The following is a 25,125-nucleotide window of genomic DNA, read 5'->3' on the forward strand; positions in this document are numbered from 1 at the left end:
CTTCGTATCTATCGTTACGGAGAGCACTACTTAGGTGACCGCACAAAGCTACTGTAGAACTGCAATTACCAGCGCGGGGTCTACGGGTCTAATAGCGCCGCTAACTCTGAGACGTTTAATCAAGACAGGCGGCACATCTCTGGACGGCTTCGCGTCCACCTAAAACGCGTTGCAAAGGTTTGAAGCGCTCGCGGCGCTGCTTCGTGGCATTCCAACCGTTTTAGATGAACATCCGTTTTCGTTTTAGAAAGGCGATTGCGACGTAGATCGCTATATGTCTCAGAAGCAACGTCGCTTACACGACAGCGACTGCTTCCCTAGGTGATTCCAGAACCGGTCAACGACCGGGTAGACAAGACAAACTTGAGGTGAGATATGAAATTTGAACGCGATAAAGACATGGGGTTGTTTGCATTAGGCGGAATCGCCGCAGCTTGGCCCTTCAGAGACGAATTCCCGCTAGCCCGTCCCTTGGACGCGGATTTCCCTGTTTTAACTGCGACGCTTGACCATCTCGACTACGTCGCTTTAGACGTCGCATTGAACGCAAACACTCCCGTATCGCTCACGTCTGAAGTGGTGCCGCATTCATCAGCCACATTGCATCATCTAACGTTCAAGACATCGGAGCTTCACGTTCACTGGTTGTCTGATGCGAATACCCCGGAACTTTGGGCCGCAATGCAGAGCTGGAGGAGCCGGGGAGAAAGTGCTTTCGCGCTTCTGCTGCCGGATACTGCGCCGTGCAACTGCATCTTCGGCATGCTGGACTTTAATATCCCGTCGCAAACAGCATCGTTGGAACCCCGTAAAGGCCATTCGGAACCGAACGTTTCGCAGGATTTGCTGGTGGCCATGGTCGCGGTTGGAAACCGTCTTAAACGCGCCGTCGCCCTAGGCGAAGACGCATCGAGTCATCGCCATTCAGTGAACTTGCTGCTGCCGGGCAGTATGGAAAAACACCTGGGCCTCACAAGCTCCGTTGCGAGCGGTTTGCAAGCAAGGCAAGGAACATTCACACGTCATTGAATGCGGTGGGGGTGATTTAGAGGGAGAGTCGCACGCCTAAAACCGTTTCGCTGCCTTCAGGCGACGCGACACCATTTTAGATTTTGTCGACTGTTCATGCACTCGCTTAATGTCACAGCAGCACTTTCAACGCTGCTGACAGCAGGGTCCCGATCTGAAAAACAGATTGGGAACCGCTGGCTGCACCTAACAGGACAAACGGAAAATTCAACCATGTCTAAAAATACGCATTTCGATACCATTTCTTCTGCGGTCGCTCTCAGTAGCCTTATCCCGAACGCCAGCTTCAAATCTGTGTTTCGCACGGCGAAGCAACTCCCGGGCAATCTGCCTGTGCTGAATGCAACGGTCGACTCTCAAAAATTAGCCGCGCTTCTGCAGCCACACCAAATCGGAAGCATCCCGACCTGTTTTGGCTTCGGAAGTATGGAAGCCCGCTCGAAAGTGGGCGACACGATGCAAATTATGACCATCCGTTTCCAGCTTGGCGGCGTGCAATTTTACTGGCTTGCAGATATGTCTGATGGGGAAGTGTGGCGCGCGATCGATGCTTGGAGAAAGCGCAAACAGGTCGCGCTAGTAGTCGGCCACGTTGACCAAAGGGCTTTTCTCGTCGCGCATTACAATCCGGAAAGGAGCTCGCTCGACCGTTTCAAAGGCGACATTCGACCGGAACCGTCGTCAGAATTCTTCGACTTAGTCTGTGATGTCGCAAGCAACGGATTTGTCGCTGCCCAAGCAACCACCGATATCCCCGGTACCGCTTTACAGCAAGTCGTCGTTAATGTACTTGTCAGCCCCCGTCAACAGCAATACTTGAACGGCAGCGCAAGGCGTGGCGAGTCTGCTATGGCAGAGGGGAGTATGTCGGTGCACTGAGGCTAAAACGTTTATAAGTCGCGGCTTTGATTAGTCGCGATTTTCTTGTGCTATTCCCTAAGCAATGCAATTTCGGTGCTGTTGTCATAAAAGGCGCCGGCATCATTGTCTTGACGCCAGTCCCGTTTTTCTGACTTGTGCAACGGCGTCGGCAAATCAAGCGAGTAGCCGCTCGATACCAGGACGTCGATAATGGGCAACTTGCCGCGCAGAATCAATTCGCGCGCGGCAGCTACTGCATATCCTAATCGTCTGCCGAGCCCGAAGACACGTTGGCCTGAACGCGCGGCGCGCGGATTCGACGGCGTCACCAAGCTGTGCGAGCGTGAGCCGCGCATGGTCCAGAAACGCCTTGCCGGATGCCGTGTGCGCGACTCCTCGTGAGCTGCGTCTGAAAAGTTCCGCACGCACTTCCTCTCTAAGATGACGAATCTGCCGACTTAGCAACGGGCATGCTTGCCCACGCGCGCCGACTATGAGGGCGCTTCCACGTCGAAGTCGACAAGCTCCGCAATCAAACTATGCGCGCTTGCGTGGACGCAGCCTTATTCTCGGGTTGTGCGTGAATAGAGCGGCGTGCCGGCCTGGCTCCAACGGGACTAACTCGTCTCCCCGCCGAAGACGGAGTAGCGATGCTTCAAATTCTTCCCATCGGCCGGCCTGTCGAAGACGTCGGTAAAAGGTACTAACTTTCGTTGCACTTCCTAACATCCCGTTCGCACTGCGCCACCCCATACCAGTCGCAAGTTTGATGAGTATCGCATCTACAATCTTTCGGTCATCCTTAGTAGCTTCTACGAAATACGGGCGGACTATATGTTTTAATTGCGACCATTCGGAGTTCGCGAGGCGCCAGCCATTTGGTCCTTCAATAAGGTCCGAGTTCTTCAGTACCGGATTCAGATGCGCGCCGAGGCGATCTGCAGCCGAAAGTATGAATTGAGTCGGTTGTTCTCCGGCCCAAGTGAAAGCGTGTTCGTTCGGTTCCAAGCGCTGCAGGGACATCGCTGACGCGACAAAAACTTGCCCATGAAGCGAGCCAGTGAGCGTTGCATCCGCGAGCAGCTTCGGCAATGTAAGGCCAATCGCTCCGCGCAAAGCGTTCGCGTAGACAGAAGCAAACGCCTCACGTGCCGACGGAAAACAGTACGTCCACTGCATTCGTGCTGGTCCGGACGCTGCCCCTATAAGGCGGCCAAAGTCACGACGTACCGGGGCGCCAACAAGGCCTGTTGCCTGCCGTACCGGCGCGACAAGTTGGTCGACGCTTGACGGACGATAAAGATGACTGAAAAAGATAGCATTCGGCGTAAATAGCGCTTTAGTTAAAGCCAAAGCAGGAATCAGCAGGCGCAAGCCTAGATGGTGAGCAACGTAGATTTCGTGAGAGTCACCCGGGGCCCAGTAATGCGCGCCTGAAAAGGCTAGGTATTCCGCCGAGTCTGAGACCTCCCAATCGTCGAGATTTGTCGTGAGCGTGAGCTTGGTTTTACCAGACTCTCGCATTTTGACCCGCCACAACGAAGATGCCTCTACCCAATCTACGCTACCTTCGTTGTCAATTACTTTCCCTTTTAATCGCCCGTTCTTGCGTTCAATCGATTGCAGCCACATGCTGTCGCTCCTCAGTTCATGGAGCGTATAGTGACCGCCTGACCTAACAGGCTGTTGAAATACCCTCGCCGCGAGTCATCCTTGCAAGAGAGAGAAACGTTGAATCAAAGAATCGAACACCACTGAGACCGAGACGATGCGCGGAGCGGACGGCTACACCGAATCGATGTTCACGATGTCCAAGCTGGATGACTTCGTTCCAGCCAACCATCCTTTGCGACCGATTCGGCTGTGGTTGAACGAAGCGCTCAGTCGCATGGACGCGGTCTTTTCGCGCATGTACGAGAGCGAGGCAAAGGGCGGGCGCCCGAGCATCGCGCCGGAGAAGCTGATTCGCGCACTACTGTTGCAAGTGCTGTATTCGATTCGAAGCGAACGCATGCTGATGGAGCAAATCTCCTACAACATGCTGTTTCGATGGTTTGTCGGACTGGCGATGGACGACGCGGTTTGGGACCACTCCACCTTCAGTAAGAACCGCGACCGGCTGATGGTTCATGATGTCATCGTCAGTCTGTTCAATGAGACTGTTGAAACAGCGCGAGCGCGTGGTCACCTGTCGGGTGAGCACTTCAGCGTCGACGGCACGCTCATTCAGGCTTGGGCCGGGCACAAGAGCTTTGTGCCCAGGCAGAAGCCCGATGATGACTCGCCGTCTGACGGCGGTGCCGGCTCTCAGGAGAACTGGCGCGGTGAGAAGCGTAGCAACGACACACATGAATCCAGCACGGACTCTCAGGCGCGACTGTTTCGCAAGAGTCGTGGCACGGGCGCGATGCTTTGCTACATGGGTCATGTGCTGACCGATAACCGGCATGGCCTCGTGGTGAATGCACAGGTGACGCAGGCCAACGGCACTGCTGAGCGGGATGCGGCAGCAGCGATGCTTGCAGATGCTGCGCGATTTGCCGGTTCGTCCATTACGGTCGGTGCGGACAAGAACTACGACACGGCCGGCTTCGTGGCCATGTGCCGCGCGAACAATGTGACACCGCATGTGGCGCAAAACGATGCACGCGCGGGCGGTTCCGCGATTGACGCTCGAACGACGCGATGGCCCGGCTACGCAATCAGTCAATGCAAACGCAAGCGCATCGAACAGGTATTTGGATGGGGCAAGACCGTCGGCAGGATTCGCCAGGCGATGTACCGAGGTCTGAAGCGAGTCGACCAGCTCTTCTTGCTGACCCAGGCAGCGTACAACTTAACCCGTATGCGAACTCTTGCCGCTCGGGCAGCTTGACAGAGTACGCAAGAAGCAAAGCGGCATCGGCAGCACCTGATAAAGAACAATCGCAGTCAATTCACTCTTAACAATGCAACGCGCGAACTTCTCGGAGAGACGAGCGCGCGTTCGAAGAGGGATATTTCAACAGCCTGCTAAAATGACTGTATCCATATGGCTGGATGACTTAACAAAAAATTGAGCGGATGACGGCGCAGTCGAACGATCGAATGACTCCGCTAATGTCCACGCGATCGTAAGCTAAAAAGTGAAGCGAAATTACCGCGGGAGGGCCTATGGCAGCCAAACACCTACCCAACCGACGTAGCCTCGGTTTGGACGTTTGGCCCCCCCGCGAACGGGCGGGCCGACGTTTGTGCTAATTTGCGAGTGAGAAGGTTGTATCAAGAATGCGCTGAAGTCAGGGGGCAAGGAGGAGAAATGACATCGAATTTGGACGACGCAGGGGACGGTACAATTTCCGTCGCTCAAGTCGCAGGTCTGCTTTTCGTGTCGCGGCCTCATGTGATAAAGCTGATTGAGCAGGGAATGCTTCGGCTGCATCACCGCGACGGAGCTGAGATGTTTGTGCGAACCGAGGATGTCCTAGCCTACCGAAAGCAGCAGCTCACCAAAGCGAAGGAGTGGCTTGGTTCTCAGAAAGAGGAGGACGAGCCGCCCGGCCTCTGATGCGCGACGAGGTCTTCGCACCGTCGACCAGCGCACGACCGGCCGGAGCTTCGCCTCGATCGCGCTGCGTCCTAGGTTCGCGACTAGCCTGTTCGCCGGCCGCTCAGACACGGTGAAAAAATCTCGCCGTTCAACGACAGTCCCCCTGGGCGCGTGCGCGACCAGCCGCTTCAGGCATCGGTTGACCTCGCTTTCAGCCGACCCGCGGCACGCTCTCGCACTCGCGGTATCGCTTCGACATGTTTGGCCAGATGCCGCGCTTTGAAAGGTAGCGGTTTAGACGGGCGGAGCGACCGTTTAGTTTTTCAGTCTAGAGTCTCACTGCTGGCTGATCCGGTCGGTCTGGTCCGTTGTAAAGAGGTTGTTCAGACCCAGACCGTTCGGCATTGTCTCGCGACGCAGCCGGTAAGCGGCCCGGGACGCACAAGGGATAAATCAATTAACGTCGAGCGAGCCGTATCGGACATTGTCCGGTAGCATCGACTCTAACTGGCTGAACGATTTGCAGTCGATATCCCCAAATGTCCCAAACAGGGCTGCGAGCAATCGCAGCCGGTCACCGTCCGCGACATCGAACCGAGCGACCGTCCATCCGACCGCATGCACGAAGAGAACTGAAAAGCATTGCCGAGCGAGCAGGCTGACTTCGAGTGCGTCAAAATCCAGCGCGATTGGCGAGTTTCCCAACAGGAGCACGACATTCCGGTTCGGCTCTTCAGGGGGGCCATAGCACTTGATTACAAAATAACTTGCGACATTAGCGATGTCTGATGGCTCTGCGAGAACGGCGACGTAGGGCGAACTGTCGTCCTGCCGACCTGCGCCAACCGGAAGGTCTCGGGCCGTAAGTGTGAAAGTTCGACGTCTTCCTGACTCGCCGGTCGCTCGAATGAGCTCAATAGCATTGGTCGTCGTAAAGCCGCTTTCCAAGTCGCCCGGAAGAACGGTTTTTCCGCTGCTTCGCTGATGTGATTGCATTGATGCCGTCCTTTCTTTGAAACGCACTCGCGTGTAGTGAGCGGCGGGCTTTCGTCGCTGACGTGACACTCTATGCGGTTGACTGAGCGGTCCTTTGGCGGTGTGCCGCGAAGAAACGACCGCCGAGCTCGTGGCGCGACGGTCGCGAAATAAGAGTTCAGCGAAGGCCTTCGTGCGCGACCGAGCTTCGTACACTGGCAACGCTTAATCGTTCCACGAACAAGCGTCAGGGCACTGCGCCGCGAAAAAGTCTGGTCTCGACCGAATGCGTGCCGAAGCGAAGTACTGAGACAGCCGCCCATCGCTTTCAATTTCAAAGTACGCGGCCGGTACAATAGCGATGTTATCGGCCGCGCCGCTGACGGGTGACCCAAGGACTATGATGCTTCGTGCCGCTCTTTCGTCGTCGTGTTGATAGTTCTCTCCGGCTGACGCATCCAGGGCTTCCCACGTATTGAGGAAACGCTCGCTATAGCTGTAGCGAACCAAATACGTGGTGGCTCGATGCAGGAAAAATACGAAGAGCGAGCCGTCGGAGCCGAAGAGAGGTTGAAACCCGTACTTCGGCTCAAAGGCGACGGGGCCGTTCCCGAGAAGAAACAAGGATGTTGCCTGGCGGTGCTCGAAGTCAATTTCGTTATGCGGGACGAGCATGTCCGCGGCTTGTGCGTCCCAGTCAATCTCTTCATTGGAAGGAACGGCAAAAGCCAAAACGTGCGTCTCTGGAATCGCTTGGTGCAACTCTTTCGGGAGAGACACCTTGGCTACGGCAGCGCACGCGGTCAAACCGGCATGCTCCGCACAAGTTGCGAGCTCGTCGAACAACGCAACGTTGTCGACAATAACGATGCGGTCGCTCTTACGGCTTGCATTTTGGTTGATGGCTTGGTTCATTTTCTGTGTCCTTGCAGTGTGGTTAGGCTCGGCGTGTAAGGGATCCGTTTTAGCCTTTTCCCACATCTTTCGATACTGTTGCTAGCCTGTTAGCGGGCCGCCTCGTCTGGCCCCGCAAAGCTGCTCAACTGAGAAAGCCGATGTGAACCCTCAGAGGCCCAAAACCTCGTCCAGCTGGCACGCCGCCCCCATCGTTACCAGATGACTGAAAGCAGTCGTACCGCTCGCCTTTGCTTGCAGAATCGCGTGACGGTAGTCGTCGGGGGCGAGCGTTATGAGCGCCTCGGCCGTTTTCTTCTTGCTGCTTTTCGCGGGTGGGCGTGGCTTTGTCAACGCTAACGCCGCTTCTGCTCCAGCCGCGACGCCTGTGACCTTCCCAGCGGTATCGACCTTCTTCGCGGCCCAAGCTGCTCGCTGGTCGTCGATGCCTGCTTGCTGAAGCACTCTTGCAACGGCCGGGATGAACTCGTTATCTCCAGGTCGAACGCTCGCGCCACGTTGACGCGAACCCTCGAAGCTTGCGAGGCTGTCTTCTAGAAGCGAGCTCAAATGAAGCGGTGGGATGTCTTCATACGCGCGCAACACCTGCGTGTCGCCCGTGCGCATCGCATCTAGCATGCGTTTGACTGGCTCTAGCTCGGCGCCGAAGATTGATGTAATTGTCGCTGCCGTGAACGTCTCGCTTCGATCGAGCATAGCCCGCCATTGAGCACAGGCGAAAAGCTTGATTGCGATGTCCGGCACTGCCTGCGAGCACGCCAGCATCGTCTTTGACAGGCCCTGGGTTAAAGTCACGGGCGTCTTAATCCATTGGTATTCGAACAACTCGAGCAGGAAGTCCTCCCATTCGCCAGGGTTGGACAGGTCGCCGCTGGACTGAAAGGTTGACCAAGTCGGGAAGCCATGCCCCGCGCTGCGGCGGCCTTGCCTGAAATCAAGCCCGAGCAGTTCGGACGCTTTATGCGTGCCGACGAAGACAATAGGGACGCCGAGTTCATTGGAGGCGGTGACCAGGGCAGACATGAGCGTCTGCTTCGATGTGCCCGCGTTGCGCAAATTTTGAATTTCGTCGACAACGAGCACCCCGACGAAATGGTCATGCATGGCGCGAGCCGCGTGATTCAGCAGCAATTCGCCGCTACTGCGATGGTTGTTGACGTGCATCCCAAAATAGTCCGCATCCGGAACTAGCTGATCGATTTTGCGGAGGATGGAGGCGGCGAGCCCCTTCGTCGACAAGCCGTCGTGAGGAGCCTCGATATGCAAGTACGGTATCTGGTAACAGTGCCACTTTTCGTGGTGAATCACCGGCGGATACCACGAGAAAATCCGGCGAATTGCCGTGGTCTTCCCCGTGCCCGACATTCCGATAACTCTTGACGACAATTGTTCTTCGGTAGGAGGAAGGTAAGGAGCGTGGAAGGCTCGACCGGCTTGCATCGCTTGGTACAGGTTTTGGAAGACGTGGACATGCTCCACGGATGACGGACGCCTTCCCACGTATCCGGAGCGGATAAGGGTGTCAAAGGCACGTGCCAGCTGCACATGACGTTCCATGGGCCGCAGGAACGACGACAGTCCGGCGACCATTTGTAGTCTCTCGTGGGTCTCCCAATCCCGCTGTTCCGCGTCGAAGTCCGGGGCGACCATAATTCTGTCAATAAGCGTGTCGTCATCGACAGAGGGCGGCAGTGCTTCTATGAGGGGGTTTCCACGGTAACGCGGGATACGCTGCGGCGTGTACTGTGCCTCTACAACGACCTTATTTCGAGTCACGTGCATTAAGCTTCTCCTGTGCCTTCCGGCGTAACATGTCTCGCAACGGTGATGAGGTTGTCGGTGCAGCAGGAGCTGCGGGGACGTTCGGTTCTACGTCATGGACCGATTGCGCATCAACGTTTTCGCCGAAGGCTGTACGTATCGGGTTTACTGCTTGAAGCGGGATGACATTGGCGGGAAGGGGAAGAGACGTTGCCGGCATCGCTGAGTCCTCACGTCTTCGAGCAGCAAGTTCGGCTGCGCGCGCGAATGCGGTATCGGCTCGTCTTCCTGAACGCGACTTACCTTTGCTTGCAAGCTTGCGCTCTGCGACCGCAGCCTCGCTTAGACCTCGGATGTGCTGCCGCAGCTCGGCCTTTGCCTGATCGGCATTAGCCTTATTCTCAAAATTGTTCAGCTCGGCTCGACGGAAGATGTACTCGACTTCGGCGAACGAATAGCCGGCGAACTCTTTGCTTGCGGGTGCAAGCCTACACTCAAACGTCTGTCGACGGTCCGCAGGGTTGTAGACGATGACAGAGTCGGCCGAGCGTGGGTCATACGATACTTCGACAGCAAAGTTGCCTCGCCTTCCCGCTTGTACGTACCACCCAAGCTCGTTTGCCGATGGGCAATCGAATACAAGCCGCTTGAATTTGATTCCGTCCTGCGTCACGGTCGCCTTGTCTTTAGGCAGCAGTTGGAGGCGTAGAAAATCGTAGTCATAGCGCGCGAGTGCACCACTGCGACGTGTGACGTCGTCATTCCACAAATCAAGCGGCACCGCAGGAGTACCAGACAGCACGTGCCGAGGCTCCAATCGATAACCCTTCATGACCTTTCGATTGTGCGCAATGGCATGCTTGATGACGATTGACGTGAATTCGTCCAAGGTCAGCGATGCATCCTGATAGTAGCGTCGCTGCCGGCGCTTGATAGCGTTCATTGGCGGCTCGTACCCAGGCGTCACATCTGCTATTGATGCATGAAGCAGCTTAAACCCGCATTCGACAGTGCCTTTTCGATGCGGCAAAAGGGACTGAGTATTCACGACAATTGACTGCATTCCGTCGCAAATCCGATAGCTGTTGTTGCTGTTCATTTCTCCGCGGTCGCCAATCCACTTTTCCGGAAACGTAGCGTCGGCAGGCCAATCCTCTGGATTGTATGTAACACCGTACTGTGCGCACAACGCTTGCTTGTCTGCCGCGACGCTCAGAATCGCAAGCATTGCCCCTGTCCAAGAGGCGTTTTCTAAGCCAACGTAAAAACCAACAACGAGTCGGCTCCAACGGTCGTAGATTAGATAGAGAGTCGGCTTTCCAATAATTTTCGAGCGGTCTTCCAGCGCAACAAGGAACACGTCACCGATGGTTGCATCGATTTCGTAGATGTGGCCAACCCCGACAGCCTCTTCGAGCGCGCTGCCGAGGTGAGCGCCATGTTCACGGTCAAATTCTTTCGACCCACGCTTTTTCCGGAGGATTTCCGTGAGGGTGAACTTCGTTCGGGCAATGTGCCGGAATTGATGTACCGAAGGACACTCTCCGTCCGGACGCAAATATCGTGCGCCGTTGCCATCAACGAAAGAGTAAAACTGCTCTCGCATGCGGAAGTGTGCGCCTGTGAGAGTCGATATCTCGCCGTCAAGGTAGTATTTTTTGATTGCTGTCTGAACGTTCTCGACGTCTTCTGGCGTCATCTGGAACGTGCGGTACTTGCCATCCTTCGGGCGACGTCCGCGGCCTGCAGTCAATTTCTCGTTCGAGCGCCCGATCTTGTCGAAGTCAGGAATCAGTGCAAGCCGCGTTTGCCCGTTATGCCAATACAGTCGGAGATATCGATAGAGTGTAGTCTTAGATATGCCCAATTCCTTCGCGCGCGCCTCGACTAAGGCTCCTCGAGCAGAGGATACGAAAATCTGAGAATGGTTGATGAGGGGCTCGATAGCGTCATAGGCCTTGTACGCTCGCTTTCGCGCTGTCTCTGAATAAAACGCGAGGTCAGGTTGGTGGTTGCCGTCCGACCCGCGAAGCGCCTTGATGGAAACATGACCGGTCAAAACGCCGAAGTCTCGATACTCAGGCCACCGACCAAGGCCACTCACGGGTATGACCCACCCGCGATGGCCCTCAGGGTCAATGGAGAGAACGCGATAACGCGTGTGATCGGCAGCATCGAAAATATCGTTCTTGAGCAACATGAGGGTAACGGCAGTGCCGGAGGTTGGAGGGTTTTTCAGGCGTTTGAAACGCGGTTGAACGCAGTCTGCTCACCACCGCAGACAGAGAAGCTGCTGACAGGCGCTTGATCGAGATGAGGGACGTTCAAGTCACAGCGGAGGGTTTGTTCCCAGAGAAGGATGCGAGCAGCCCGTAGTCCAAGACCAGACTCCACTCCGTGGCGGCGGTCAAACCCATTGCAGTATTGGGCTAACGAGTCGAGCCGCGACGAGTTCGAGAATTCATGCTTCATGAGGCTGCACAGCTCTTGCAGCTGTTCGAGGGACGGTGAAGTCTGACCGGGTTTCCATATCGCACCTCGAGCCCATTCGATGTTGCGCACTTTTTGCATCGGAAGAGACGAGTGAAATACAAGGTGATGCTTCACGTCGCATCCGGCAAAATATGCATGAGTGATTTGCAACTTCTCTATTGCCCGCTCGTTCTCGGCGTCTTCCGTGCGTTTGCAGTCAAAGGCCGCGAGCCGAGTACCGCGCTGGTCCTCAAGGGTTGCAAGAAAATCTACAGTCATGACCGTGGGAACAGATGTACCTGGGTAATAGGGATGCTTGATTCCGAGGGCTGCCGCAAGCTCCAACGTCGTTTCTCGGGGAAGAGGAAAGCCTTCATACACTGCCGTGACGTTCCTTGCGTACTCGAGCAACACGAACGTGTTCCACTCGACGTCGGAAACCATTTCGATCGTCCGGCCGAATCGTTGACTGTAGGCTCGATGGGTTCGCCCCAACGATGAGAAGTCGGCCGTGCCGACCCACGGCTTATACTGGGCGCCCTCGCCATCGCCGAAACCTTCGCGAATTCGACGAGCGACGAGTTCTTCAGTCCAAATCTTGATTCCCCGCGGCATGCCTTCTCCTTGAATTGATGGAACGCTACGACCCGCGTTCCTGAGGCATATAGCACCGTGTTTTTATGGCAATGGTCGAGCCATGCGCTTTAGATTGATGCACACGACTCAGGCTTTAGACGACGGTGGTTTACGTGTTTTAGTGAGGCTGAGCAGCCTCAACGACCGCGAGGAATCTGTCATAGTTGAGGCGACAAACACCGTGACCCCGCGGTCAGCTAAAATCGGACAGCCTATTGCCTGACACTGCCGTGGCGGCAACACTGTGCTCGTTTTAGGGTCGGATTTGCGCGGGAAGCGAATATGGGACGATCATCACTCGCTGTTCAGGTCTCGGGCGCCGGGTGGTTCGTCGAGTGGACTTTCAGTAAATGTGTGAGCTTGGTCGTAATTTCGGTAACTGGCGCTGAGCCTGTGCAGTCTAGTATCACGGCCTGCGAGGCGTATTCGAATGGGACCGCACTGGCGAAGGCGTCTACGATCGCCAGACGCTCAGGCTGGCGCCGACTGATATCAGCTCGGAGCATGTCGACACGGGGTCGTCTGTCGTTCGGGTTTCGATGCTTGCGATTGCCGGGTAGCGTGGCGCCGATGGTTCGTGTAGCTAGCTCGTGCGGCAGCATGCTGAGCACTGTGCGGAAGCCGATGTCGGCTACCGCCCATGAATTCAACACCACATCGACATCGGGCAGGGCCTGGACGATATCGACAATGCCATTCAGCAGCTCGGTGTTCTGAGAGGCGAACGCAGCAGAAGATTGTTTTTGAAAGGCTACACCGGAGCGCCGTTTGAAGAATAGGCCTTCCACGCCAAGGTAGAGGACAGTGCTCATGAGAAGCAGCGCTCAGGTTTGCTGCCAAGCGACGCGCATTCCCCGCGGCGGCCGAAGGGCCGTCTCGTGCGAAGGGCGCGAAAGCCGGTTCTCTCTTATGGGTCTTTGACTTTTACAGAGAGTGCGCGTGCGTTTCTACACATCACGATAGTACATGTCGACGCAAAATCAAACGAGAAGTGTGGAGAAACTAGATGCGGCGTGGGCCAAGCTGGTGTCACGTGCCGTCCGTGTCGCGCTCGCGAGACAGGACGTCAGCTACGCACAACTCGCAGTAGAGTTAACTCGGATGGGAGTTACCGAGTCGGCGCGATCGGTGGAGGGGAAGATACAGCGCGGAACCTTTCGTTTCGCTTTCTTTCTTCAGGCGCTTTCCGCTTCTCGAGTCGACGTCCCACCCAGCTGGGCAAGCGTTCTCCAGGATGAAGGGACTTGGGAGGCATACGCTTGTTCGATTATGAAGGACGCACTTGCGCAGCAGCCTTGGCTTGATTGGCAGCAACTCGCACGTCGCCTTGGCGAGATTGGAGTCGACGTCCAGCCCGATGTGCTGTGTGCTCAAGTAGAGGACGGCTCATTTCCCGCGACCTTATTTTTCCAGTGTGCAGCTGTGTGCCGCTTTGAAGGTGTTCACCTGTTCTTGGACGTTTCAGCACTCAATGGTGCGGCGCTCGCAGGGAAGCAGAGCGCGTGAGCCGATGTGTCCGCCCTTTGCGAATACGTAAAGTTAGCCTATACTCGAATCGCGTGTAGAATCACACGCAAAGTCGCGAGCTAAAAGCAAAATAAGATGCTCTCGATGTCTCGATCGCTTCGCTTGCAACTTCTCTAGCCCTAATTTTGGCGATGGAGGCTTGGCGTCGCGTTCCGTGGGGGCTTTGATGCCTGCTCTGGGCTGTTTACCCGTATCAATCGAGCCAGAAACCTGTCTTGTCCAGTGGCAAGTCATGGCGATAGTCCCCGACGGTACATGTCATTTCATCGGTCGGAATATCGCTACAACCAACGGGCGCGTTAGCTCAGCGATCGAGGAATTCGATTCGCGAACTGGGCTGGGACGTACCTTTTCCGGTCGCCGCTACCGGTTAGTTGGTGACTGCGATTCCACCGGCGTCGCACAGTACCTATGGACCGAATGGTGCACAAAAAATCACATTGCGGAATCCATTGACCTTACCCTTATGTACGAACCGGAGTCGGGCCATGACTACTCCATGTGAACGGACATATGCTGTACTGGAAACACGCGAATTCTTGCAGACGTTGGCGAGCGGCAATGAAGTCACGATTCCGGGGCTGCTGGCGACCTACGCGCTGCTTTTACTCAGACATTTCCCGTCTGAGTGTGAGTTGGCAGAGTCGGCATCCATTGCTCCAGAAATCTGGTCGCGGCCGGCGGAGAGGCAACTTCAGCCATTACGACAGACTGCAAGCTTAATGCGCTGTCAACGTCGTTCAGAGAGACGGTGAAGCCGGTCAATGAGCGATAGCTACCGGGACGACCCGTGCCCTTTTCCACTGACCACGACCCTGGCGATTTACCTCGGCCATGGCTGCTCCTTAAGTTTCACGCTTGTCTGCGAGGGCGTATCACAGGAAGAACGTGGGTCGCTAAGGCAACGGGCCTTCCGTGCCTTTGAGCAGCGCCGTCCGCGTGGGCCCTATCCTGTTTCCAATCGGTTCACGATATACGTACACGAGTTAGTTGAGAGTGCGCCCGCCGGTGAGAGAGTGCTTAGGATGGTCTACATCGATGTCACCTGCGATACGCATCGGACCCGCGCAGTCGTATCTACGAAACAATCGAACCGTTCCATCGAAGGTATGTTCTACGTGATTGGAGATGACGTTGTGACCGTAGCTCGGCGAGTTTTAGACGCTGCATTCGACGAATAGGTTTGGATGCTCGGGTTCATCGTGCGGCACTGTATTACCGTTGTACCTTGGCACGGCACCAATTCCTCAGCCTTCGCGCGCATTGATTGAACTTCCTATGCTGTCTACGTCGGCACCAGCCAAGGCCGGTTAGGGAGCACCAACAGTGTCGAACGTCCTTTTGGAAAGCCAGCCCAAGTTGAACACTCTTGCGTCAGATTGCATGACCCTTCTTTCGCGTGATGCCTTTTGCGTGCGCGTCGGTATCACTGGGCAATGCCTGGATGCTCTTGTCGCGAAAGGGAGTTTGTTTGCGTTAGAAGAGGACGGGCACGAACGCTATCCCCTAATCTTAGCCGACCCTTCACTTGGCAGGCGTCGGCTGCATTTACTCTGTCGAATTTTGGTTCCCTCGCCAGCAGCCGCCAGACTTGTTTTTCTGGTGTCTGGTCTCGCAAGTCTAGGAGGCTTATCACCGCTTGAGATGCTCCGAGAAAGAAGTCGATTCCGGCTGCTTCGTGAAGCCGCTGCCGCGTGGGCCGCAGAATGGACTCGAACCGCGGTCAAGATATTCGCCGGGCACCATTCTGCGCCACCAGCGCGATTGCCAACGGTCTATGTTGCCATTGATGAAGTGGACCCAAGGCGCGATGTGTGGAAACGAGTCGAAGGAGCGATGCAGGCGGGCGGGTATATTGAACCGGATGGCCCTTATCCGTTCCTGACCAATGCAACTGTGTTTGTTGCGCGTCAACCCGCCGGCTCCCCAGACAGCACGATTGACGCTCGGATGGAGGTGACCGTTGATGGTTTCACTAGTCGCACTCTGATCGAGCTTCCCGGTCAACGGAGCTACGTTCGGTTTGTACAGTTGGACCGAGAAGGTCTTGACATCACGGAGGTTGTTAGCGCGATTGTGAGCACATTGAGGAAGCGTAGGACCTAGGGAGCGGGCTCCGGGCCAGGGATGGATGGAGGTGCGGGTTGTCGGGCAATCTCCCTACGCTATGTTGTCGATTGCGAGAAAGTTGCGCAGTAGAACATGCGCCAGTACTGCCTGTCGTCGTAATTGTTTCCCCTGAATTAGCTTTACAACCCAGCTCTGTGCTAGTGGAGTCGACAACGGAAGCTCAAGTCGCTCAAGAAGAGGTTTTCCATAGGTTGTCTCGCAGTCGTGCATCAGCTGAAGTCGAACGTCACGGCGATCGATGGCGTCATAGCCGCGGAAGCGCAGAGCTGCTGCGTACTCGTCGCTGCAGTCGACCCATGAACTGGAGCCGTGAGCCATTGCGTCGGTAGCTACGTTTGAAAGATGTCGAAGTAACAGGCGCGGCGGATAGTGCTCGAGCCTCACACCATGTGCAGTGTCGGGCAGGGCGCTCGACTTGTTGGTGATGCTCGATAAGAGAAACGTGGACGTCGCTGTAAGCCTGGAAAGATGCTCGGGACAGGTGAGAACGCCGGGTAGGTTATGGGTGCGATGCCAGTACGTTTCGCCGAATTGGACCGCATCATTAGCAGCGCATGCAACGCAGAAGCGTAATTCCGAAACGTGCCCGGGGTGCCGCGGGAATTGAGCGCGATACGCAGCGAAGCAGCACAGCCAATCTTTTTCTAGCGACGCGGCTCTGAGGCGCTTGACCTCTACGCTGTCAGAGGTCAAAGCGATCAGAGGAAAGACAGTGTGCTTGATCAAGAGCTCTTCCGCCGACACCCCGGCCAAGTCGCTCAAGCGTGCTAAGTAGCCTGGAACAACGAATGAAGGTTTCTCTGGGGGTGCAATTCCGGCCAACCGAGTCAATTGGGTGATTGTTACACCCAGCCGACGAGAAGACCGAACCAGCAGGCTTCCTATCAGCTCGTCTGGATAGGGTCGAGGTAGAAGCATTGACGCACCTTCATCAAAGTGAGCCCCAATAGGAACACGCTGATGCGCGCGAGGCTTTCAACGAACCGGTTACGTAACCGCCGCTGACTCATGGCTCACACATTTTGACCGGTGCATGGGCGCGAACGTGGTAAGGCGCGAGTCATGTTTCATATTAGGTCCTTTACTTCAATGTGCGAGTTCTTCAATGCTGGAAAACTACGTAATACTAACGACTGAACGAAGTTTATCGACGATCTTACGCACAATTCGAGATGCGAAATCGATGACGGGGGCGAATGCACCGCGCCGCTTGAGGTACCAAACCGCGGCACGGCGACGTCGTGCGAATTCCGACGAGCGACAGCATTCCGCCTCGCAGCTAGGGAAGGTATAAAACCGCTTCCCTAAGCTGATTGCTGGAGGAGGGGGCTAAACACACCGCGACCAGCGCAGCGCACTAAGCGGGAGTTCTGGGTGCACCCCGGGGGCAAGGTTAGAGGGGGAACGGCGGGGCGCGCATGGCCTCGGAAAGTCTGACCAAGTCACGGCGATGCGCTGGCCGGGGCCCCAGGGTGAGAGGTCGGCTCGGCAGTCCAAGTCAACCGCTTCTGGGCAAAGCTCTTGATAGGACTAAGGTCCTAGGGGGAGCCTTGCCCAAAGCTCAAAAGTCTCTCAAACAATCCAAGAATGTTGTGTTAACAACGGATCCGGCCTGCCTGGACGACAGGCTTGGCTTTTCGCGAAGGCCCGCGAAGCTTAACCGACGGTTTCCATTTGTAGTAGGAGCTCGCGGCGGAATGTCAGTAAGCGTTACGATCCTGTCGGCTCGGGACGTCGTCGACAGGTCAATCACCCGATCCCGGAGAGGAGTCGGACGATTCGACGCGAATCTAAATGCTCAACGTAGGCAGGTCTCTAAGCTGAAACAGTCTAGAGTCTAGGTCAGCGTTTGTCTGAAATTGACCGGAGGTACAGTTCCGCAGCAGTCGGCGCGGAATAATCGGGTTCCAAACCTCGACTCTCCATGAGACGATGAACTCCACGAGCATGTTCCTTCGGAACGAGGATCCACTCCGCATCTGCGCCCTCTGCAAGCGCGTCTAACGTTCTCGCTGACATGTCATCTGGTCCTGTCGAAGTCAAATCAGACGATGACACGCCTAGGCGTTTACTGAGCTGATCCAACGTCAGGCCACGTTGAATTAGCAACGACTCGATCTGGGTCAAAAAAGACATTTTCGTCTCTCGCGTTGAGGAAGGACGGCGAGCCGCCTAACACATCATTGAGGTCGCAACGGAAATGAGGGCGACACGCTCAGCACGTTGGGACGACCTTGACGACCATCATACTGCGCTCGATTGATTGTTGTGCCTCGTTCGAGGCAACTGACAACGATGGCGTGTTTTGACAGTGCTGGGCACCAGGAGCGCTGCTCTCGTATCCTGAATCTGCGAACTGCAAAGAGGATGGGATGACGACTAGTCGCGCGTCGCCAACAAATCTCGTGGCTATTCGGATCATCGGGTGGAGGGCTGCAAGATAGACGTGAATGGACGGTATAAACATGCGTCGTTAGACGATGCATGGCTTCGAAGCCCCGGAAACTCTACCGTTGTGATGTCCTCGCCTCGCCGATGAACCGCGGCAATTTTCGTGCGTGTTGGCGCTGCTGCACGCGTGGCGTCGGGTCGCGGTGCTGCATGGGCGTGAGCAGTGTCGCGGGTTCTACGAACACGGGGCGTTCGAAGCACGACTCAAAACTCGGACAAGACCAGATTGGCACGGCCATCGTTCAGATGATCCGGCAACAGGTCGTGGGCGCGCTGGACTCTTTCCTGTCGAACCGACAGAACAACTTCAGCGAGATGGTCAACTGCTCGTCGCTGGACAAGAGAACTCGTCATCAACTCGACTTCCTCAACCGCTGGCGCGCGTGGCAAACCTTGTCCGTGCCGTTCGTCATGCGTGACGGCTCGACCATACGCACGCTTTGCCGAAAACATCTGGCTGAAAATTTATGCGTTTTCCTAACATTAAAGCTTCGACGACGCTTTCCAACGATATCGTACATGCAGCGCTTGCTTGGCATCGAACACCTAATGGAACGACAAAACGGGCCCTTCGAGCAGCAGTTGATGCGTTGGTGAGCGAACGAAGCCATAAGGTAGCGGTGTATCTCGCAAATGAGCAATGTGCGCTGGAGACCAGCACGCCAATTGTTCGCTCCGTTGGTTTCTCCGGAGAAATCAGTACAAAGTGTTTCGCGGTCTATTCCGACGGTTCAACCATCCGAAATCCGGGACCATCTGGGTGCGGTTGGGTCGTTATGAACGAAGGTGAGGTGGTGCACGAAGGCTTCAAAGCTATTGGATACGCAACCAATCAGATTGCCGAAATTAGGGCCGCCGCTTATGGACTTAATGACCTACCGGAGGGAGCAACGGTCGAAGTTTTCACAGACTCGCTTTATGTCGTAAAGACTATGCGTGGCCAATACCGGAAAAAGACAAACCTTGAACATTGGCAGTGTCTTGCCGATGCTGTAGGCCGCCACGCATCCGTCACCTTCCATCATGTCCGCGGGCACGCTGGACATCAAGTCAATGAACGGGCAGATCGTCTAGCCCGGAAAGCGTCGTCTGAAGCTGAACAAGATGCTAGAGATGCGATGAGTTAAACACTTCGGCTATTCAGACTATCGTGTGGACGGCTGTAAGATAGACGCGAATGGCCGGTATAAACATGCGTCGTTAGACGATGCATGTCTTCGAAACCCCGCACACTCTATCGTTGTGATGTCCTCGCCTCGCCGATGAACCGCGGCAAGCATGCGCGCGTGTCGGCGTTGCTGCACGCGTGGCGTCGGGTCGCCGTGCTGCACGGGCGTGAGCAGTGGCGCAGATTCTATCAACACGGGGTGTTCGATGCACGACTCAAAACCCGCACAGGACAGGACCAGATCGGAGCCGCCTTCGTTCAGATGATCCGGCATCAGGTGGTGGGTGCCCTGGAGTCGTATATGTCGAACCGACAGAACGACTTCAGCGAGATGGTCAACCGCTCGTCGCTGGACGAGAGAACCCGGCATCAACTCCACTTCATCAACCGCTGGCGCGCGTGGCAGACCTTGTCCGTGCCGCTAGTGATGCGTGACGGCTCGACCATCCCCGAGGCGGTGCGGCGGCTCGCGAGAAACCTGTTTCGCGCGGTGATGAAGCGGCACCGACTGCCGGCCCTTCACCGGGTGAATATGGTTATCGACCAGCGCGCGGTGAGCATCACCCCGTCACGGAATGCCTCCCACTTCAGGCTGTGGGCCCGGCTGTCCACGCTCGACAAGGGTAAGCGGGTTGACTTGCCGCTGCAGACGTATTCGCACTTCACCACCCGCGCGGGCAACCGCGCACTGACTGTGCAAGTCAACCAGCGACAGGATGGCTCATTCGGCGTCGGCATTCTGACCGACGTAACTGATGCATTTGCGGCGTCACGCGCAGCCTACCGGCCGCGCTGCGAAGCGCTCGCGCTTGATCTCGGACTGAACACGCTGTTGGCGACCGACCAGGGCGACCTCGTCGGCCGTCAGTGGCGCTCCAAACTCGATTATCACGACCGCCGTATCACGGAGCTCGCCGCGTATCTGCAGAAGCGGGGTTTGAAGCCCAATCATTCTTCCCGATATCGCGCACGTGTCAGCGCGCTGCGTGGTTGGCTCAAAAGCGAAGTCAACCGCTGTCTGAACCGGCTCGTTGCTGTGCGGGCGCCGGCGGAGGTCATCGTGGAGCGGCTGGATTTCCAAGCACCCGGTCTGAGCCGCCGCTTAAACCGGCTGATCTCCAACATGGGTCGCGGTTTCATCGAAGCGAAGCTCAAAGACCTTGAGGAACGCTTTGGCATCCGCTGCACCAAGGTCATCGCCGCGTACTCATCTCAGACTGATTCAGCCTGCGGATACGTGGACAAAAATAATCGCACCGCACAGGCAAGGTTTAAGTGTCGGTGGTGCGGACATCGTCAGCACGCCGACGTCAATGCCGCACGGAATCTGGTCCGGAGACGTTCTCCGGGCTTAACAGATACCGGGCGGGCGTCACGCGATGCACTCCTCAGCGCGTTGGTACGCCAGCACGTTGAGCGATTCACCAGGCCTCGGGGTAGGCCTGCCGACCCGAGACTTTCCAATCCGTACTTTAGTGCGTGGGCAGCCTCGGTGAGGTGAAAGGAAGCTTACGTGTGGAGCGGTTTCCACACGAAAATCCGGAAACCCAACACTTCGCGGTTGTGGTTGTCGCTAGGCCGCGACCAGAGATGGAAAGTCGCAGTCGCTAACGGTACGCATAGTTGCCGACTCCATCATTCCCGAGTCGGTTCGGTGCCTCGCGAGAAGCCTGTTTCGCGCGGCGACGAAGTGGCACCGACTTCCGCCTTTAATCGGCTAAACATGGTCGTCGACCAGCGCTCGGTGAGCATCTCCGTCAAAGAAGGACTCGCTCCCAAATGTGGGCGCGGTTGTCCACGCTCGAAAAGGGTAAGCCGGTGAGTCCGCCGCTGCGCGCGTATCCGCATTTCACCGCCCGCGCGGGTAACCGCGCGCTGACTGTTCAGGTCAACCTGCGACAGGGCGGTTCCTTCGGCGTCGGCATCCTGACCGACGTAACGGATGCGTTCGCGGCGTTACACGCAGCCTATCAGCCGCGTTGCGAAGCGCTCGCACTCGATCTCGGGCTGAACATACTGTTCGCGATCGTCCCAGCGACCACGTCGACTGCCAGTGGTGCTCGAAACTCTAAATATCACGACCGATGCATCAAAGAACTTGCCGCCTAACTGCAAGAGCGCGGTCTGAAGCCCAATAGCTCTTCGCGCTATCGCGCGCTTGTCAACGCTCTGCGTGGCTGGCGCGAACGCGAAGTCAGCTTCGCCGACGTGAAAGGAAGCCGGCGTGTAAAGCGGTCCGCACACGAAAATCGGATATCTGAAAACAGGGAAGGCATCGCGGAAGACGCCATCCTTCCCGATACCCGACGTCCGAGTCCGTTCGTGTACGAAAGCATCTGCAACTACTTCGAAAAAACGACAATCAAACCCGCGAACTTACGGAAACTTCTCGCCGACTAACTCTTCGCTCTTGCGCCACAGAGCTTCGGCTCTGGCTGGGTCCAACGCGTATCGCCGAACACCTTCGCTGATGGGGTTGATCACGGCGTCGTCAGCCACGACATTGCTAACGTGACAATTCTCGCAGTATTGGCCTCCTATAGCGTCGGCCTCTCCCACTACTGCGCACCAAACAGACGTAGCCGCCCCTTGAGGCACGGTCTTGAACTCGAACGGCGGCTTCCCTTCGGAAGCAAGTTGGTTGTTTATTGTGGTTAAGAGACCTTCCATTTGTCCTTGCTCCATATGGCGACCCAATTCTGTTTGGATTCCCCCTGGATGCACGGCTGTTCCCCGCACACCGCGTGCTCGGTAGCGCTTGTCAAATGCAACCGCAAACAGGATGTTCGCGGTCTTTGAACGCCCATAGGCGACGAAAGGATCATAGGCCGTGCGCTCAAATCCGGGATCGTCGAGATCGACGTCCGAAAACCGATGACCTGAAGATGCGAGCATCACCACGCGCCCTCCGCTCGAAAGCAGCGGCACGAGTCTATTCACAAAAACGAAATGCCCTAGGTGGTTGGTCCCAAACTGCGTCTCGAAGCCGTCAGCGGTTTTCCCGAAAGGTGTGGCCATAACGCCAGCGTTGGCGATTACCACGTCGAACGATTTCCCGTCTGCAACGAGTTGGTCTGCACATGCTCGTATGCTCGCGAGGCTGGCGAGGTCTAGTTCGACCAGATCGATACTCCCATGTCCCGCAGCGGCCTCTTCCCTTGCCGCACTGACTGCCTTTTCTGCCTTCACCAAGTCCCGCGCAGTACCTACTACGGTCGCTCCGTGCGCCGCCAGAGCTCGAGCAGTTTCAACACCAAGGCCGGCCGACGCTCCAGTCATCAGAATCCGCTTTCCATGTAGATCCACGCCTGAAAGCACGTCTTCAGTCGTCGACGTCGCTCCAAATTGTTCGGTCATTCAAGACACTCCATCACAGTAAAATTGAGGCCACGATCACGCCGCATAAACGGAGGATGTCTCCGTTTATTTATAATAAGCGGAGACATCCTCCGTTTGCAAGCTACAGATTCGTTTATGACTGACCCAGCCCCGAAGGAACGAAAACTGAGAGCGGATGCGCTCCGAAATCGAGAGCGCATTCTCGACATTGCCAAAGATGTGTTTACGCGAGCGGGCGGGGAAATTAGCTTGGAGGAGGTCGCCCGTCAGGCAGGCGTTGGTGCGGGAACGCTGTATCGGCACTTCCCAACCCGAGAGGCACTTTTGGAGAGCGTGTATCGGGCTGAAGTCGAGAAGCTGGCAGCAGAGGAGCATCGACTGGCTGAATCGCTCCCTGCGGCTGACGCGTTGCGTGCTTGGATGTTGCTGTTCATCGACTACATCGAGACCAAGAAAATCATCGCGCCGGCGCTCAACTCGATAGTCGGAGGAACGCCGACCGAACTTTTTGAGTATTCAGGCAACTTGATTAAAGGAGCAATACGGACGCTCGTCACCCGCGCAGTGGAGAGCGGAGACATTCGTCCTGACTTGGAACCGCTCGATTTGCTTCGCGCGTTGGTTGGCGTGTCCAACGTCGCAGAAGCTCCTGATTGGCCGCAAAGCGCTCGAAGGCTAGTCGACATATTATTGCTTGGTTCGAAGCCGACGGCATGATTTGACGCCTCGCCTAAGACCAATGGCTAGTTCGTAACCAAGTGGTTGCTCACGGGGCGTTGGCTTTGCTCCGACCTACCTCTGCGCGCTACTTCGTCGCCCATCTACTCTTCCACCGCCATTAGAGAAAGCAAATGAATAGTGATTTCAGGATTCGACGTGTTGGACCGAATGAAGCTTCCACATGTGTCGATGAACTGACCAATGTGTTGCTCGACTGCGTAGAGGGCGGTGCGTCGGTGAGCTTCATGCTGCCCTTGTCCCGTGAGAAAGCAACTGCTTTTTGGCGGGGCGTGACCGATGGAGTGAGCCGAGAAGAGCGGGCGTTACTGATCGCAGAGAATGAGGCCGGCCGTATCGTTGGCACCGTGCAGTTAGTGCTATTGCAGCCGGAGAACCAGCCGCATCGAGCGGATGTTGCCAAGTTGCTGGTGCACAGCGATGCCCGCAAACGAGGTGTCGCACAAGGTCTGATGCAGATGGTGGACGAGGTGGCTCGGGCTGAAGGCAAGACAGTGTTGGTCCTCGACACAGTCACCGGTGGCGTGGCTGAGAGCTTATATGATAGGTGCGGTTGGCAACGCGTTGGTTGTGTACCGAATTATGCATTGATGCCAGATGGCGCACTCTGTGGAACGACATTTTTTCATAAGCAGCTTGCAATCTCTGGCCTATGCGGAGCCGGTGTCGGCGCCTGATCAGTTACTCTTTTGAGTTCTTTGTATTCGTAAAATCCAAAATCACCTCGCGAGCGCAAACCACGTCCACGTCACGCGCCTCCACTTTATGCATCAATAAGCCGGATGAACGATATCGCGCGCTTTGCTTACCTCGCGCGGATGAGCGGAGGTAGTTGGAGTCACTTCGCGTTGGCGCGCATGCTTGCCTCGCGCGACCGCAACGTCGCCAACTCTCTCGTGAGTCGCGCACTGACTTCTCCGCTGTAAGAAAACTTTTCAGAGAGTTGCTGCAACAACAGTGCATCGAGTTTTTCTGCAGGTGCGAATGCACCGCTTGTGGGCCGCTGCCTCCTTAGCAAGTCCCCGATTTTTGCGCGCAAACTCACGACGTCTTCTAGTCGTCCGCTTTTCGCGCGCTGGAATAGCCGTGAGATGTCTTTAGCGACGGGCTTTTCCCGTGGCACCGAACCCCTTTTCGGCTTGTCCACAAGATTCAACAGCTCAGGTGATGGTTCTTCGCCTCGGAAGCAAGCTCGATAGGCTTCGATAACCTCTGGCTTATTCAAGTGCGCGACATGTCGCAGTCCCGTTCTATGGCGCAACGTCGCGGGCTCGCGTGCCTCCAGAAACAACGAACTCCGACGGTGCGACATGCCGAACAGGGTACAAAATTGGGATGTCGCGAGCGAGGGCTGCAACCAGAGCTTAGCGGCAAAGATTTTTTGGATGTGGTCACGTGCGGTCGTTGCCATGGGAACATGTTTCCTGATGATTGGAAGCATGTGTAGTTAGCCTTTTTAAACGCGTGATTGAGTTCGTTGGCAGCATTCCACGTCTGGACGCACTTCTGAGGCTTTTGATGCCAGCACCATTGCGAAGTTCACTACATGTTTTAGGTGGCGTTGTGGCCCGATCGGCATGCGCTGCAATCACTC

At 56.2% G+C, this 25,125-nt stretch carries 24 protein-coding genes; 12 read left to right on the forward strand and 12 right to left on the reverse strand.

All coding sequences use genetic code 11. The features are described 5' to 3' along the window. Nucleotides 1–375 precede the first annotated feature (375 nt). Complete coding sequence (locus tag LY284_RS28610) at nucleotides 376–1,029, forward strand: hypothetical protein (protein WP_144403624.1); 654 nt, start codon at nucleotides 376–378, stop codon at nucleotides 1,027–1,029. 213 nt (nucleotides 1,030–1,242) lie between these two features. Then, nucleotides 1,243–1,908, forward strand: coding sequence for a hypothetical protein (locus LY284_RS28615; protein ID WP_008348916.1), 666 nt, complete (start codon nucleotides 1,243–1,245; stop codon nucleotides 1,906–1,908). Between the two features lie 50 nt (nucleotides 1,909–1,958). Here LY284_RS28615 and LY284_RS28620 read toward each other — a convergent pair whose 3' ends face one another. Both LY284_RS28620 and LY284_RS28625 read right to left on the reverse strand, forming a co-directional pair. Further along, complete coding sequence (locus tag LY284_RS28620) at nucleotides 1,959–2,246, reverse strand: hypothetical protein (protein WP_008348914.1); 288 nt, start codon at nucleotides 2,244–2,246, stop codon at nucleotides 1,959–1,961. Between the two features lie 181 nt (nucleotides 2,247–2,427). Continuing rightward, nucleotides 2,428–3,522, reverse strand: coding sequence for a transposase (locus tag LY284_RS28625; protein ID WP_081987196.1), 1,095 nt, complete (start codon nucleotides 3,520–3,522; stop codon nucleotides 2,428–2,430). A gap of 136 nt (nucleotides 3,523–3,658) precedes the next feature. On the opposite strand from LY284_RS28625, the gene LY284_RS28630 reads away from it, so the two are divergent. Beyond that, nucleotides 3,659–4,765 carry an IS5 family transposase gene (locus LY284_RS28630; protein WP_008348912.1) on the forward strand — a complete coding sequence of 369 codons (1,107 nt, stop codon included), beginning with the start codon at nucleotides 3,659–3,661 and terminating at the stop codon, nucleotides 4,763–4,765. Nucleotides 4,766–5,188: 423 nt separating this feature from the next. Next, complete coding sequence (locus tag LY284_RS28635) at nucleotides 5,189–5,437, forward strand: hypothetical protein (protein WP_008348909.1); 249 nt, start codon at nucleotides 5,189–5,191, stop codon at nucleotides 5,435–5,437. A gap of 435 nt (nucleotides 5,438–5,872) precedes the next feature. On the opposite strand, the gene LY284_RS28640 is transcribed toward LY284_RS28635, so the two are convergent. From LY284_RS28640 to LY284_RS28665, 6 genes are all read right to left on the reverse strand, one after another. Continuing rightward, entirely contained in the window at nucleotides 5,873–6,415 is a 543-nt protein-coding gene (locus LY284_RS28640) for a hypothetical protein (protein ID WP_008348908.1), read from the reverse strand. 204 nt (nucleotides 6,416–6,619) lie between these two features. Continuing rightward, nucleotides 6,620–7,309 carry a hypothetical protein gene (locus LY284_RS28645; protein ID WP_008348906.1) on the reverse strand — a complete coding sequence of 230 codons (690 nt, stop codon included), beginning with the start codon at nucleotides 7,307–7,309 and terminating at the stop codon, nucleotides 6,620–6,622. A 150-nt stretch (nucleotides 7,310–7,459) separates the two neighbouring features. Continuing rightward, the gene (locus LY284_RS28650) at nucleotides 7,460–9,091 is read right to left on the reverse strand and encodes an ATP-binding protein (RefSeq protein ID WP_008348905.1); all 1,632 of its coding nucleotides are present in this window, start codon (nucleotides 9,089–9,091) and stop codon (nucleotides 7,460–7,462) included. Next, on the reverse strand, nucleotides 9,072–11,270 hold the full coding sequence (locus LY284_RS28655) for a Mu transposase C-terminal domain-containing protein (RefSeq protein ID WP_008348903.1): 2,199 nt from the start codon (nucleotides 11,268–11,270) through the stop codon (nucleotides 9,072–9,074). The genes LY284_RS28650 and LY284_RS28655 overlap by 20 nt, the downstream gene beginning before the upstream one ends. Before the next feature lie 35 nt (nucleotides 11,271–11,305). After that, nucleotides 11,306–12,157: a heteromeric transposase endonuclease subunit TnsA gene (locus LY284_RS28660; RefSeq protein WP_008348902.1), complete on the reverse strand. Its 852-nt coding sequence runs from the start codon at nucleotides 12,155–12,157 to the stop codon at nucleotides 11,306–11,308. A 326-nt stretch (nucleotides 12,158–12,483) separates the two neighbouring features. Next, the gene (locus tag LY284_RS28665; protein ID WP_008348900.1) at nucleotides 12,484–12,990 is read right to left on the reverse strand and encodes a hypothetical protein; all 507 of its coding nucleotides are present in this window, start codon (nucleotides 12,988–12,990) and stop codon (nucleotides 12,484–12,486) included. Between the two features lie 154 nt (nucleotides 12,991–13,144). Here LY284_RS28665 and LY284_RS28670 point away from each other — a divergent pair, with 154 nt between their 5' ends. Both LY284_RS28670 and LY284_RS38980 read left to right on the forward strand, forming a co-directional pair. Then, nucleotides 13,145–13,684 carry a DUF6471 domain-containing protein gene (locus tag LY284_RS28670; RefSeq protein WP_033535990.1) on the forward strand — a complete coding sequence of 180 codons (540 nt, stop codon included), beginning with the start codon at nucleotides 13,145–13,147 and terminating at the stop codon, nucleotides 13,682–13,684. Nucleotides 13,685–14,193: 509 nt separating this feature from the next. Then, entirely contained in the window at nucleotides 14,194–14,460 is a 267-nt protein-coding gene (locus LY284_RS38980) for a BPSL0761 family protein (RefSeq protein WP_075644168.1), read from the forward strand. A gap of 877 nt (nucleotides 14,461–15,337) precedes the next feature. On the opposite strand, the gene LY284_RS28675 is transcribed toward LY284_RS38980, so the two are convergent. Both LY284_RS28675 and LY284_RS28680 read right to left on the reverse strand, forming a co-directional pair. After that, a complete protein-coding gene (locus LY284_RS28675; RefSeq protein WP_144403622.1) occupies nucleotides 15,338–15,712 on the reverse strand; it encodes a hypothetical protein in 375 nt (124 codons plus the stop codon). 153 nt (nucleotides 15,713–15,865) lie between these two features. After that, nucleotides 15,866–16,753 (reverse strand): TniQ family protein, encoded by an 888-nt coding sequence (locus LY284_RS28680; RefSeq protein WP_008348894.1) that lies wholly within the window; start codon nucleotides 16,751–16,753, stop codon nucleotides 15,866–15,868. A gap of 1,683 nt (nucleotides 16,754–18,436) precedes the next feature. Here LY284_RS28680 and LY284_RS28685 point away from each other — a divergent pair. From LY284_RS28685 to LY284_RS28700, 4 genes are all read left to right on the forward strand, one after another. Beyond that, a complete protein-coding gene (locus LY284_RS28685; protein WP_008348890.1) occupies nucleotides 18,437–18,883 on the forward strand; it encodes a hypothetical protein in 447 nt (148 codons plus the stop codon). A 23-nt stretch (nucleotides 18,884–18,906) separates the two neighbouring features. Continuing rightward, the gene (locus LY284_RS28690) at nucleotides 18,907–19,413 is read left to right on the forward strand and encodes a ribonuclease HI (RefSeq protein WP_375294316.1); all 507 of its coding nucleotides are present in this window, start codon (nucleotides 18,907–18,909) and stop codon (nucleotides 19,411–19,413) included. Nucleotides 19,414–19,548: 135 nt separating this feature from the next. Beyond that, nucleotides 19,549–20,955: a zinc ribbon domain-containing protein gene (locus tag LY284_RS28695; protein ID WP_033535988.1), complete on the forward strand. Its 1,407-nt coding sequence runs from the start codon at nucleotides 19,549–19,551 to the stop codon at nucleotides 20,953–20,955. 290 nt (nucleotides 20,956–21,245) lie between these two features. Further along, nucleotides 21,246–21,563: a hypothetical protein gene (locus LY284_RS28700; RefSeq protein ID WP_144403621.1), complete on the forward strand. Its 318-nt coding sequence runs from the start codon at nucleotides 21,246–21,248 to the stop codon at nucleotides 21,561–21,563. Nucleotides 21,564–21,830: 267 nt separating this feature from the next. On the opposite strand, the gene LY284_RS28705 is transcribed toward LY284_RS28700, so the two are convergent. Next, on the reverse strand, nucleotides 21,831–22,811 hold the full coding sequence (locus LY284_RS28705) for an SDR family NAD(P)-dependent oxidoreductase (RefSeq protein ID WP_008348882.1): 981 nt from the start codon (nucleotides 22,809–22,811) through the stop codon (nucleotides 21,831–21,833). A 117-nt stretch (nucleotides 22,812–22,928) separates the two neighbouring features. Between LY284_RS28705 and LY284_RS28710 the strand changes: the two genes are divergently transcribed. Continuing rightward, on the forward strand, nucleotides 22,929–23,510 hold the full coding sequence (locus LY284_RS28710; RefSeq protein ID WP_008348879.1) for a TetR/AcrR family transcriptional regulator: 582 nt from the start codon (nucleotides 22,929–22,931) through the stop codon (nucleotides 23,508–23,510). A gap of 134 nt (nucleotides 23,511–23,644) precedes the next feature. Beyond that, on the forward strand, nucleotides 23,645–24,208 hold the full coding sequence (locus LY284_RS28715; protein WP_033535987.1) for a GNAT family N-acetyltransferase: 564 nt from the start codon (nucleotides 23,645–23,647) through the stop codon (nucleotides 24,206–24,208). A gap of 161 nt (nucleotides 24,209–24,369) precedes the next feature. Here the strand turns inward: LY284_RS28715 and LY284_RS28720 are convergent, their stop codons facing one another. Beyond that, nucleotides 24,370–24,942 carry a hypothetical protein gene (locus LY284_RS28720; RefSeq protein ID WP_008348876.1) on the reverse strand — a complete coding sequence of 191 codons (573 nt, stop codon included), beginning with the start codon at nucleotides 24,940–24,942 and terminating at the stop codon, nucleotides 24,370–24,372. Nucleotides 24,943–25,125: the final 183 nt, after the last annotated feature.

Source organism: Caballeronia sp. PC1 (assembly GCF_021353155.1).
Lineage (GTDB): Bacteria > Pseudomonadota > Gammaproteobacteria > Burkholderiales > Burkholderiaceae > Caballeronia > Caballeronia cordobensis.